Raw genomic sequence first — 11695 nt, 5'->3', positions numbered from 1 at the left:
GGATAATTATTCATAAATATTTATAGATTGCGGACGGCATCAATAACTGTATTTTATAAATGATTTTTACTGTTGACTATTTTTTATAAATGTCGATGATTAGCCGCCTAATCTTAGTATGTTATTAACCTAGTAGCGCATAAAATGATAGCCAAACAATTTGAACTGACACTTTTGTGATTGTAATGTACGCCAGCAGATCAACTCTATGTTATCAACCCCAACACTCATCTCTGATGCTAAAAGGCTCGAGGAGGAAATATCTTGACCACCCTATTTGACCAACAAGTCTCAGATAGTGACCGAGAGTTCCTAAAAATCGTCGAAGAACGATTCATTCATATCTTCGATGTATTTAACGAAGGCCTCTTTTACATGGATGAGTTTGGCACCATGGTATTTTATAACAAGGGCTTTTATGAGCAGCTTGGTATCAACGCTGGTCGAATCAGCTTAGAGCAATGGTTAGACCTTGTTCACCCTCTCGATCGAGAAAGACTCTCCACTCGGGTCGATGCTCACATCATTACCAACAACACGAGGGTCACAACGACCTACCGCGTGCGTAAACCCAATGGACAGTACGTCTGGATTGAAGGCGTAGCCATGACCAAAGAAACAGAACATGGTCATTATATGGTTGGTAGCCACCGTGATATTTCTGAACGCAAGCTGATGGAAAGCTACATTCATCAAGTCGCATTTCATGACAATGCGTCAGGTATGGCTAATCGCGCCCATCTCTTGCTGGATATTGAAGATAGTGTGCGAGCCACTGATTCTTGTGCATCTATCTGTTACATTCAGATAGAAGAGATTAAATCTTACTTAAATCAATATGGCAGCGAGTTGGTCGATGGGTTAGTGGAAAAATTGCTACAAACTCTCAGTCACCTACCTTCTCCAAATAGTTCTGTATATCGCGTACATGATGATGACTTTGCGATTTTGATTCACGATGAATGCTCGGTAGAAACGCTGCAAAGTTACGCCGAAAGTTTAAAGGAAACCTACCACGAGGCAGTGATTGAAGAGGGCCAATACTTAGGAAGTAACATTAGTATTGGTTTGTATCCTTGCATAGATCCAAGTCACTCAGCAGAGGAAATATTACGTAAAGCAGCACGAACTTGTCAGTACGCAAGCGAGCAGAATAAAGACCGTGTTGCGGTTTACAGTGAGAAAACTCAGCATGCCGTAGACCGTTATTTCTTTATTGAACAAGGTCTAAAAAGTGCACTAGAAAAACAGACATTAAGCGTTAAGTTTCAGCCAATTATTGACGCCAAAAGCTCAAAAGTAGTGAGCTTCGAATCTCTGGTTCGCTGGCGTAGCAAAGAGTTTGGCGAAATTTATCCAGACGAATTCATCCCCGTCGCAGAGAACAAAGGTTTGATTGTCGAGCTCGGATATCAAGTCTTTGCCAAAGCGTGTGAATTTATCAAAAACTACCGTGAGCGTTACCAAAACCAAGTTCGTGTAAACGTGAATGTTTCTGTACTTCAGTTAATGAATAGTGAATTCCCTGCGCGAATTAAAGCCATGGCGGATGAGATTGGTGTCGATCCTGAGTCTATTGTGTTGGAACTAACAGAAACATTTATTTTGGATAATAATCAGACAGCCATTGCCCCTCTGAATACCCTCAGGGAACTAGGATTTGCACTCTCTCTGGATGACTTTGGATCTGGTTACAGTTCATTAAATAGCTTCTTCGACCTCCCGATGACACAAATCAAAATTGATAGGTCGATGGCGTGGAAAACACTAACCAACCGCTCTTCACAAGAATATCTGAAGTTTCTTATCACTATGTGCCAGGAAAATAATATTGAAGTAGTGATTGAGGGAATTGAAGACGCCAAAATGTGTGAATTTTTTACCGAAATGGGCGTCGATTATCTGCAAGGTTATTGGTTCTCTAAGCCACTTTCTGTTGCCAGTGCAAGCCGCTATTCGTTGAGTTAAGCATACTAGAGCAATATTCCGCACGGCCACGTTAAACATGCTGAACTATTCACTATAGATTTCAGACACTAACTGGCCGTGACGAAAACAAAGCTTAATGCCCCCTATTAACGTAGGCGTTCAAACACCACACTCTGATCTAAATGCTCGTGATACTGAGTGTAATCTAAGCCCACATCAAAGATATATTGGGTCACCAAGTTTCTAACACACTCTATTAATTGGCTTGCTTGCCATGGTTTTTCAAAGTAGCGGTCAATGCCTGCGGAGTTGATCGCATTAATCGTATCGGTGTGCGTCGCTTGCCCGGTAAGAAGCACTTTCCTCGTAAAGCCAAAACGACCGTCTTTTGATACATCGGTCAGCAGTTCTACTCCCGTTTTACCTGGCATCACATGATCGGAAATAATCAATGCGATCATCTCGCCTTCTGCATCAAATTCATCCATCAGTTCTAGAGCCTCACCTGCTGATTCGCAGTCTTCGACATTCAACCATTGATTTAACGGCTCTAAATCTTGTAGAACCGCGCTTAGTACCTCTCGTTGGTCATCAACGCAAATTACATTAAGCTTCTCCATGTTCACCCTCTACTGGTAACTTGATTCTAAAAATCGTTTTTTCACTGTCGCTCTTTACCACAATAGAGCCGTTATATCCGGCGATAATGCGCTTCACAATCGACAGACCTAACCCTAAACCAAACGACAATCCCCCCTTTTTAGTGGTGAAGTTTGGCCGGAAAATTTTTCTACGTGTCGCTTCATCAATTTCTGGTCCATTGTTAGCAATCGTGACCAAAATTTTACCCTTACTCTCCCGAGTATGTATTTCGATACCGGGTTTCTCCGTTTCACCAAGTGCATCGCACGCATTCTTTAATATATTTACCCAAACTTGGACGAGTTCGGTTTGAGAACCAATAAAAGCAGGTAAATCCGCAGGGCTAAAACGAACACTCACTCGTCTTAAGTCACTTTGCAATAGAGCCAAGGCGCGATTGATTGAATCATTGATGTTAATCGCTTCATCCAAGTCGATATCCGTGCGCCCCAATTGTTTTACGGATCGCACAATGCCAACGGTATGTTTAGAAGCGATGCGTAAGTCATGGAGATCTCGCCCCATTTGCCAGAAACGTATCGCTTCTTCTGGTCTTTTTAGCCAATGTTCCGAAAGGAAATTATTTGGAACGGCACGAGCAAGATCACGAGCAACCTCCTTGGTTAAACCGTAGTATTTTTCGAAGTGGCGCCCCCGCTTTCTCGCTTCGCTAGAAGAGACTTTCTGCCCTTGCATTAAACCAAAATCAAAAAATTGACTCGCTTCCGGATGAACTTCTTCAAGCAGTTCCATGATAACTGTCTCTAGCCGTTCTGATTTACTACTTACAACGCCTATCGCATTGTTCAACTCATGAGCAATACCCGCTGCAAGCTGCCCCAACGTTGTCATTTGCTCTGCGGTATGAAGCTTTTGTAGTGCTTTTTCTTTAGCCAATGCCTCTTGCATTGCGCGCCGTTGACGACGAGATAATTCGTTAACCATCACAGGCATAAATTGTGTCGTCAATGGTCCGTATGTCGCCTCTTCCACGGCAGGCGTATCACGCTGTATCCAAGCCAATTCAACATCTGTTTGAGCAATCACTGTCGAAGAGGCAGTCCACGTACCAGAAAAGAAACTATGTACGCCAATAAACGCACCTTGAGACGCAGAAAATACCTGAATCGGTTTCTTGTCATCTTCCGCGTAATAGCCCGCAAGTTCTCCCGACAGCACATAGTACAAGCGATCGTTGTAGCCAGCTTGCTTAATAAGCACCGACCCGGATAGAACCGTTAATCGGCGTTCAAGGTGATTAAAGTAGCGTTGTACTAACGCGTCTAACTTCGTTTCGTACATGGGTTATCCAATATGCCCAACAGTATGTAAAATCCACACCATCACAAAGCTGAGTAATACGCCAATCACGCCTAGCACGGCACCGATACGAGCCATTTGGCCGCTCTCGACATGCCCTGTTGCATGAGCTAACGCGTTTGGTGGCGTACTGATTGGTAACGACATACCGAGTGAAGCAGCAAATGTCACGACCAAGATCAGAGTAACTTCACCGCCGAGAGGCGTTAGCGAAGCCATAGAAGTACCCAGCGCAGCCATAATCGGCATCAGCAAGTTTGCGGTGGCTGTATGCGACATAAAGTTTGCCATTAACAAGCACAAGAAAGCCGCACCAAACAAGACAACATATGGCGAGAACTGATCAAACGGAATGCTGTGTACCACCAGCTTCGCAAGCCCGGTTTTATCTAGAGCAAGGCCCAGAGCAATACCGCCTGACACCAACCAAAGCACATCCCAAGAGATTTTCTTCAAGTCTTCTTTGTTGATGATGCCCGTCAATGAGAACACTGCGACCGGAATTAATGCTACTGTGTAAGAATTCATTCCATGTGCAGACCCCATCAACCAAAGAATAATCGTGCCGGCAAAGGTGACGTAAACCATTATTGCTTTGGGTGTTTTCAAAAACTTGCTTTTAATGTTCAGATCGATGGTGGTTTGTTCGGCTTTATATAAAAAGCCAATCAGAAACCAGGCTAACGCCATCATCACAATAACGAATGGCACACCAAATACCATCCATTCACCAAACGTAATTAAGTTGTCACCAACCAAATATTTTAGGGCGATGGCATTCGGTGGCGTGCCGATTGGAGTACCAATGCCACCAATGTTGGCTGCAACAGGAATACACAAGGCGAATGCAATTCGACCTGGGTCTTTAGGCCCGAAAACCGCTATCACAGGGGTTAAAATGGACAACATCATCGCTGTTGTTGCGGTGTTTGACATAAACATGGAAAAAACAGCGGTGATCAGCATCAACCCCAGCATAACGAACTTTGGTTTTTGTCCAAATGGTTTGAGTAACACTCGGGCTAAGTTGACATCTAACCTGTACTTTGTCGCCGCCATAGCCAAAAAGAAACCGCCGAGGAAGAGCATAATAATCGGACTAGCGAAGGTCGCCATTATCTCGTTGTATTGTAATAGCTCACCAAAATGTGGCAGCCCTTCTTGCAAACGAAAGAGCACAATACCTTTATTTGATACAAGCAATAGCTCTAGGACAATGATCACAACCGAAGTGGCGTAGATTGGAATTGGCTCGAATACCCAGCAAAGTGCGGCAAGCAAGAAGATTGCAATCACTCTTTGCTGGACGATAGTAATGCCATCAAATGGGAACGCAGAGAGAGGCATCAACCAAACAAGCAATGGTATCAATGTTGGAACAACGTATTTGAGATAAGGGCGCATAGTACTACTTCTCTTCCTGAGATGGTTAGCCAGACACATTTGGCGTTTGGAACGCTATTACCCGCCGCAAAACCAAAACTTTCAGACTGTTTTTAAGCCTTCAGAGACGAGATGCGGTAATGGCGTTCCAGAGAAGATTATGTACACTGTTTTCAAACAAAACGTTGGTGCGAGATCAATGAACTCGTTTTCACATTGGAAAACATTTTATATCTGTGTTCAAGCTCACTAAATGCTCATGATTTAAGTTAAATATACTTTTCCATCATAAAGTTAGTTAAAGTTTCTCCCCTAACCTCAACACGTTGTCGAGACTTAACTGTGAAACCCATTTTCTCGTAAAAAGGTCGGGCGGTAATACTCACTTCAGAATACAGTCGTTTTATCCCCTGTACTTTCGCCTGTGAAAAAAGAAAAGACATCAAATCACGACCAACACCTTGTCCTTGGTATTCATGATGGCAAAAGAAATGATCAATCAAGCCGTCACCTTGCAAATCACAATAGCCAACGACCTGCCCTTCTATCTCCGCGACGTACGGTTGAATATCGTCCATTTTTCGTTGCCACACATCGAGGTCAAAATCTGATGGTGCCCAAGCGGAAACTTGTGATTCCGTATAATCGCGACGATTAATGATTCGCACAGTATGGTAAAAGAGTGCCCACAGTGTTGGGGCATCCTCGGTGCGATAGCAGCGTATTGAGAGCATCAATTTCCTCATTCCTATTCAATAAATACTAAGCATTAACGCAAAGTGATACTAGTGAACTCATCATTTTCAATGCCAATCACTAAAGGCTTCCCAATCTGATCACTGTTCATCAATACGGTTGTATTCAGCTCTCGGCTTGATCTGCGTATATTGCTTTTTCTTATGATATGAATATTCACAATATAATCGGAATACTCCTTTGTGATTCCGCCGGAAAATTCTACGTGCTCACTTTCATTGTCTCGGACAACATGAAATTTTCGATTGGCTTGAATATCAGTACTGATGGAAGAGTCACCGTAGTTCAGCACAACGGACGTTGGTTCGCTATCTTGATTGGCAAAACAGCCAAATGCGAACATGCTTAATGCGAGTATACTTTTTGATTTAAACATTAATTATTCTATTTCTAGTTATTTTTCTGCTATTTGCATGACCAAACAGCACTTGTTCTGTGAGCGCCTATTGTGCCATAGCTGAACGCTGACTCTAAACGCGCAAAAAGATGAGCGATGAAAATTCCGTCCAAAACAAGCAAATGTGAGACAATGTGAGGGTCCCAAACTCACTCAACCAGTCAAAGGCCACTGTAAATCTCTGTTTTTTTATGCTTTTAATTCATGTGACCGTGTAAGGAATACATACAACCTCTTACTTTTTCATACGCAACTAGATGAATCGTTCGAGAAATACGGCATCGTCTATGCCACATGTTACAAATCGGCTTACCTTATTATTACGTATGAACTGGAATTATGGCACTAACTTCCCTCTCTCTTTTAATAAGGAGAGGATTTCAACAATCAGGCTTGCCACGTTTTTATAGCTAAAATCAGTAGAGCGTTACCAACATCGGTTGGTCTAGGAGCAATAAATGAAAGACCCTCTCAACTTTACTCACCTTGTGAAAATTTGGCTCATGTCAATCGCGGTTATGCTGGGTGGATGCACTCAAGGAGATTGGCGTACCGCAAGCAGAGAACCTGCGGGTATCGCACCCGATCCTTCCAATGTTAAGCATGCTGTGATTGAGTTTTACGCCGCAGACGCGTTTGGTTGGCGAGGCTGGTTTGCCGTTCATACATGGTTTGCAATAAAGCCTGAAAATGCGAACGAATATACAGTGTATGAAGTAGTCGGCTGGAGAGTGAATCGCGGACAACCCGCTCTATATCAGTACCAAACTGGGACGCCAGATCGATATTGGTATGGTGCAAAACCAGAAAAGATCCTCTCCATACAAGGTGAAAAGGCCCGCCAGCTTATCCCTAAAATACAAAGTGTTATTAACCAATACCCTTGGGCTGAAGAATATACGCTGTTTCCAGGGCCAAATAGCAATACATTTCCGGCTTGGGTGGGTAAACAAATTCCAGAATTAGAGCTGAACTTGCCGTTTCGCGCAATTGGTAGCGGTTACGCCAGCGATTAACAGCAAAGATTAGTCACTGGCTCGTTTTATGTTCAGCATAAAGCGCAATATCTATTGTGCGTCGTCACCCAACTCCGTTCTATTTCTTCCATTATGTTTCGCTTTATACAGTGCATTATCGGCGTCTTTCATTACCGCTTCAATTGGTGTGTCATTGCCTTTCCAGTGAGAAACGCCCAACGAAACCGTGACCTTACCAACCACCTGAAAGTCATGTTGTTCCACGTTGTGTCTAATACGCTCTGCAACATCCATAGCGTGGTTTACGTCTGTTTTTTCCAAAAACATCATAAACTCTTCACCGCCAGAACGACACAGGTGATCATTAGAGCGAGCTTGGTCTTTCATTAACTGCGCAAACTCTCTAAGTAAGTTGTCACCCACGTCATGGCCATAGTTATCGTTTACGCTCTTAAAGTGGTCAATATCTAGCGCCAAAACAGAGAACGCGGTATTTTCCTGCTTAAACAAACCAAGAACTTTATCTAATCCACGTCGATTCAATAATCCAGTCATCGAATCTGTTAATGTATCCAGTTGCAGCTTATCAATGGTTTTTGACACGATACCAAATGCTTTAAGAAAACTAAGCTTCAAATGTGAGACCTCAAAATACCAAGACTTAACCAGTTTGAGATCATCGATAGATGATGAATGTTCTTCGACACCTCGCACAGCACCCGCTAACTGCCAAAGTGGTCTAGAAATAAGAAGGGACAAGAACCAAATTAGCAACAAAGTTAATAAACCAATTGGAATCGACTTAAGGAAAACATTCCACATCTGTTCATCTAGCACAGATAACGTCATCGATTTCGGGCGCTGAGCAACAATTCCCCATCCTGATGACTTTACTGGCGCATAACCAGCAAGCATTTCGACGCCGCGAGAGTTAACAATTTCTTTGTTGCCGCTCTGCCCCATCGTCACCGCTTTGATTGCTTCATTATCGTCGATTACTTCACCAACCCTCGATTGATCTGGGTGATAAATCAGAGTGTTACTCTCATCGACAACGTAAAGGAAAGAACCATCTTTGTATGCGTGCTGGCTGAGTAACTCTGCGAGAATATTTTCTTTTTCTAGATAAATAGTGCCGCCGATATAACCTAAATATTCATTAGATTGAGAAAATATAGGGTATGAGATGGTTAACAAGTAATTTCCAGCGGGCGATATAAATGGTTCAGTAACAACTGGTGCTTGAGCGTTTAAAGATTGGCGTTTTCTTTCACCCACTAACCTTACACCTTTCACCTGAAGTGTTTCAGGTGATACGGAAATAATAACCCCTTTTGCATTAACGACAACCACAGAGTTAAATGATTTGGTTTGCGTTCTTAATCTCTCAGCCTCTTTATCAAGAAGCTGAGCGTCATGCATCTTGTCTTTTAGCACGTTCGCACTGTATTTTAGCTGCGACATTGAGCTTTCTATGAAAGAGTCTGTCATTTCAGACATTTTTTGGGCGTAAACACGGTTTGATTCTAACGTGTTATTGATGATGAGATCCCTTTGAACACGATAAATCGAGTAGAATGCGTTGATCAAAGTGACAAGCACACTGAACACACATAGGGTGACAATAAGATTTCTAAGATTGAGTTTTTCTTTTCTTCTAAAAGACATTGCCAATGGCCAACTTTGAAGGCTTTCTATATGAATGAGCGTATAGGTTATATGAAATTGATTTGATTTTCAGGTAGTAAGTTGGGATCAATGTTAATATTTGCTCACATTAAAGAACACTTTATGAGCTAAAAAGAGAATTCAGTAGCACGATAAAGAACCGTGCTACTTTCATATTTGGCGTTTAAGAGGGTTTTGTCTCTATCATCGTTTTTAATATATCCACAACTAGCTGATGATCATCTAACTGCGGTAAACCCGATACCGTCACAACCCCAACCAAACCAGACCCAGAAAGCCGAATTGGGAACGCGCCACCATGAGCACAGTACTCACGAGCATCGAGATGAGGCTGATTTTCGAAATCACGTTGCTTTTGCTTGTTGTACAGAGAAAGATAGTAAGAGCTGTGGCCATACCTTAATACTGAGTTTCGCTTCCTACGGACCCAATCTAAATGATCAGCGCAGGTTCCTGCCATCGCGTATTGAAATAGCGTTTGTCCAAAGCCGTAAACCTCAATAGCAACAGCCGCGCCGCGAGCTTCAGCCTCTTCTTTTAGAGCGAGGCCGATAGACCACGCAATATGGTGATTAAATTCCGCCAACTGAAGTTCATGCTCTTGCAGGGCCACGAGTTCAAGCGTCAAACTCATGGTTTCACCTGAATCGTTTTACCCGTTTTACTGCTTTCCAATGCCATCTCAATCAGAGCGATATTCTGTACTGCTTGAGCGGCAGGAACCGGGTTATCAGTGCCCAAGCGAATGGCGTCTGCCACACCAACAAAGTAAGCTTGGTACGCGCCTCTCTCCGTTTTGATAGTTTGCGCACCGTCTTCGTCGTAACGGACGCCGTATAACGCCTCATCTTCTTCCGACCAAGCATCGTTTTCCGGCAAACGGCCTTCTTTTAAGTAGCCCTCTTGAGGATCTAATCCAAACTTTTCATATTTAGCTTCCGTACCCAATACTTTGTAGCGGAGATTCGGCTCTGGGCTATACAAGTTTGAATGCAAGTGCACAATATGCTCAGGGTAATGAAGTATCAAGTTGTAATAATCAATCGTCGTCGCACCCGGGCGCATCATTCGACATTGTGCGTCTATCGCATCTGGCAAGCCAAACAACACCAATGCTTGATCGAGAAGATGAGGAGCAAGGTCGAATAAAATACCACCGCCATCTTGAGCCTGCTCTCGCCAGCGTTGACGAACTTCAGGACGGTAGCGATCAAAGTGCGACTCAAACAGCTTTATATCACCTAACTTACCTTGTTCGATAAGAGATTTAACCGTGAGAAAGTCTCCATCCCAACGTCTATTGTGAAAAACGCTCAGCACCAGACCTTTCTCTTCCGCCAAGGCGATAAGTTCATTACCGTCTTCTATACGAGTAACAAACGGTTTCTCGACGATGACGTGTTTCCCATTGTTCAACGCACGCTTTGCAAGTTCGTAATGTACGTCATTTGGCGCAGTAATGATTACGAGCTCTGCATCACTATCATCGAGTAAAGTATTCGCATCAGAAAACCACTTAGCATCTGGCCAATCATTTTGAACCGCCTCCTGTTGACGAGAGCTTATCGCGCTCAGCGTTAAATTTGGTAGCGCTTTAATGAAGGGTAAATGAAACGTTTTTGCTGAATATCCGTAACCAATCACAGCGGTTTTTACGGGATCGTAAGCCATTCTAAGATTCCTTATTTCGGTGACACAACAATACATTCAATATCATTGTGATCGAGGAGTTGTTGAAAATCTGATTGAGGGGGATGATCGGTAATAATGATGTCGATCTTTGACAAATCACATACGTGGTGGAAATTGTCGCTACCAATTTTTCGGGATTCACAAACGACGATGACCTGCTGAGCTTGAGCAATCATCGCTTGTTTCATTGTTGCTTCTAACAAACTATTTGTTGTCAGTCCTCGGGATGTCAATGCACACACGCCAATGAACGCTTTGTTCACGTGATACTGCTGCATTTGCTGCTCTGCTTGCGCCCCTAAAACTGCTCTGGCATAAGGGTCAAAGTGTCCGCCTAAGAAATAAACGTCCATTGTGTCGTTTGTTTCAGCAGCGGTCAGTACATCAATGCTGTTAGTGACGACGTTGAGCTTGTTTTCTCCACAATGTGCTTTTCCTGCATAGAGTGGGAGCAGAGACAAAATGGTGCTGGTATCAATAACAAGATGGTCGCGCTCATCCAACAACGCTGCGGCAGCTTGAGCTAGTCGATGTTTAACGTCACTCACGGGTCGACTCGCGTATGCCTCGGTATGGGAAGAGATCGGCGCAAGCATGACACCACCTCGTATTCTTTGTAACCCAGGTTGCTGACTCAACTTAACTAAGTCTCGACGAGCTGAATCTCGCGAGATACCAAAGTACTCACAAACTTCAGACAACGTTACTTTGTTTTGCTGCTCCAGCTTCGCTCTGAGTGCTACGAGTCTTTCTTCTTGTGTCATAACTTAAATTCACTTAAGTGGTTTTAAGTAAACTTGCCACAATAATAGAAAAATTACCAACAAAACCACTTACAACCAACTCAATTGACCAAAGGTTAACCAAAGATAAATGAGCAGCAAGGCAAAACTTCCTAGGGCGGTACGTT

At 43.2% G+C, this 11695-nt stretch carries 11 protein-coding genes; 2 read left to right on the top strand and 9 right to left on the bottom strand.

The genetic code is table 11. The annotated features are described in order from the left end of the window. The first annotated feature begins 264 nt into the window (after window positions 1–264). The gene (locus R7Q41_RS05765; RefSeq protein WP_226083630.1) at window positions 265–1968 is read left to right on the top strand and encodes a putative bifunctional diguanylate cyclase/phosphodiesterase; all 1704 of its coding nucleotides are present in this window, start codon (window positions 265–267) and stop codon (window positions 1966–1968) included. A 107-nt stretch (window positions 1969–2075) separates the two neighbouring features. On the opposite strand, the gene R7Q41_RS05760 is transcribed toward R7Q41_RS05765, so the two are convergent. From R7Q41_RS05760 to R7Q41_RS05740, 5 genes are all read right to left on the bottom strand, one after another. Then, complete coding sequence (locus R7Q41_RS05760; RefSeq protein ID WP_005377744.1) at window positions 2076–2549, bottom strand: response regulator; 474 nt, start codon at window positions 2547–2549, stop codon at window positions 2076–2078. Next, the gene (locus R7Q41_RS05755; protein WP_318144409.1) at window positions 2536–3873 is read right to left on the bottom strand and encodes an ATP-binding protein; all 1338 of its coding nucleotides are present in this window, start codon (window positions 3871–3873) and stop codon (window positions 2536–2538) included. Before R7Q41_RS05755 ends, R7Q41_RS05760 begins: the two co-directional genes overlap by 14 nt. A 3-nt stretch (window positions 3874–3876) precedes the next feature. After that, window positions 3877–5295 (bottom strand): SLC13 family permease, encoded by a 1419-nt coding sequence (locus R7Q41_RS05750; protein WP_104979129.1) that lies wholly within the window; start codon window positions 5293–5295, stop codon window positions 3877–3879. A 248-nt stretch (window positions 5296–5543) separates the two neighbouring features. Next, window positions 5544–6008, bottom strand: coding sequence for a GNAT family N-acetyltransferase (locus R7Q41_RS05745; RefSeq protein WP_017820619.1), 465 nt, complete (start codon window positions 6006–6008; stop codon window positions 5544–5546). Between the two features lie 35 nt (window positions 6009–6043). Then, a complete protein-coding gene (locus R7Q41_RS05740) occupies window positions 6044–6406 on the bottom strand; it encodes a hypothetical protein (RefSeq protein ID WP_017634013.1) in 363 nt (120 codons plus the stop codon). A gap of 479 nt (window positions 6407–6885) precedes the next feature. On the opposite strand from R7Q41_RS05740, the gene R7Q41_RS05735 reads away from it, so the two are divergent. After that, complete coding sequence (locus tag R7Q41_RS05735) at window positions 6886–7443, top strand: DUF3750 domain-containing protein (RefSeq protein WP_064353879.1); 558 nt, start codon at window positions 6886–6888, stop codon at window positions 7441–7443. A gap of 51 nt (window positions 7444–7494) precedes the next feature. On the opposite strand, the gene R7Q41_RS05730 is transcribed toward R7Q41_RS05735, so the two are convergent. The 4 genes from R7Q41_RS05730 to R7Q41_RS05715 form a co-directional block, all read right to left on the bottom strand. Then, the gene (locus tag R7Q41_RS05730) at window positions 7495–9072 is read right to left on the bottom strand and encodes a sensor domain-containing diguanylate cyclase (protein WP_005389121.1); all 1578 of its coding nucleotides are present in this window, start codon (window positions 9070–9072) and stop codon (window positions 7495–7497) included. A gap of 184 nt (window positions 9073–9256) precedes the next feature. Then, window positions 9257–9727 (bottom strand): heme-degrading domain-containing protein, encoded by a 471-nt coding sequence (locus tag R7Q41_RS05725; protein WP_053350586.1) that lies wholly within the window; start codon window positions 9725–9727, stop codon window positions 9257–9259. Continuing rightward, window positions 9724–10764, bottom strand: coding sequence for an oxidoreductase (locus R7Q41_RS05720; protein WP_167415181.1), 1041 nt, complete (start codon window positions 10762–10764; stop codon window positions 9724–9726). The genes R7Q41_RS05725 and R7Q41_RS05720 overlap by 4 nt, the downstream gene beginning before the upstream one ends. Window positions 10765–10775: 11 nt before the next feature. Continuing rightward, complete coding sequence (locus R7Q41_RS05715) at window positions 10776–11549, bottom strand: DeoR/GlpR family DNA-binding transcription regulator (protein WP_025766712.1); 774 nt, start codon at window positions 11547–11549, stop codon at window positions 10776–10778. Window positions 11550–11695 lie beyond the last annotated feature (146 nt).

The organism is Vibrio sp. 2096 (assembly GCF_033339595.1).
Classification (GTDB): domain Bacteria; phylum Pseudomonadota; class Gammaproteobacteria; order Enterobacterales; family Vibrionaceae; genus Vibrio; species Vibrio alginolyticus.
This window is presented reverse-complemented; position numbering and strand designations above follow the sequence as displayed.

Bases quoted from the DNA above. Each gene is read 5' to 3' on its own strand.
- R7Q41_RS05730 (WP_005389121.1), bottom strand. From the start codon at position 9,072: ATGTCTTTTAGAAGAAAAGAAAAACTCAATCTTAGAAATCTTATTGTC.
- R7Q41_RS05725 (WP_053350586.1), bottom strand. From the start codon at position 9,727: ATGAGTTTGACGCTTGAACTCGTGGCCCTGCAAGAGCATGAACTTCAG.
- R7Q41_RS05735 (WP_064353879.1), top strand. From the start codon at position 6,886: ATGAAAGACCCTCTCAACTTTACTCACCTTGTGAAAATTTGGCTCATG.
- R7Q41_RS05750 (WP_104979129.1), bottom strand. From the start codon at position 5,295: ATGCGCCCTTATCTCAAATACGTTGTTCCAACATTGATACCATTGCTT.
- R7Q41_RS05715 (WP_025766712.1), bottom strand. From the start codon at position 11,549: ATGACACAAGAAGAAAGACTCGTAGCACTCAGAGCGAAGCTGGAGCAG.
- R7Q41_RS05720 (WP_167415181.1), bottom strand. From the start codon at position 10,764: ATGGCTTACGATCCCGTAAAAACCGCTGTGATTGGTTACGGATATTCA.
- R7Q41_RS05745 (WP_017820619.1), bottom strand. From the start codon at position 6,008: ATGCTCTCAATACGCTGCTATCGCACCGAGGATGCCCCAACACTGTGG.
- R7Q41_RS05760 (WP_005377744.1), bottom strand. From the start codon at position 2,549: ATGGAGAAGCTTAATGTAATTTGCGTTGATGACCAACGAGAGGTACTA.
- R7Q41_RS05755 (WP_318144409.1), bottom strand. From the start codon at position 3,873: ATGTACGAAACGAAGTTAGACGCGTTAGTACAACGCTACTTTAATCAC.
- R7Q41_RS05740 (WP_017634013.1), bottom strand. From the start codon at position 6,406: ATGTTTAAATCAAAAAGTATACTCGCATTAAGCATGTTCGCATTTGGC.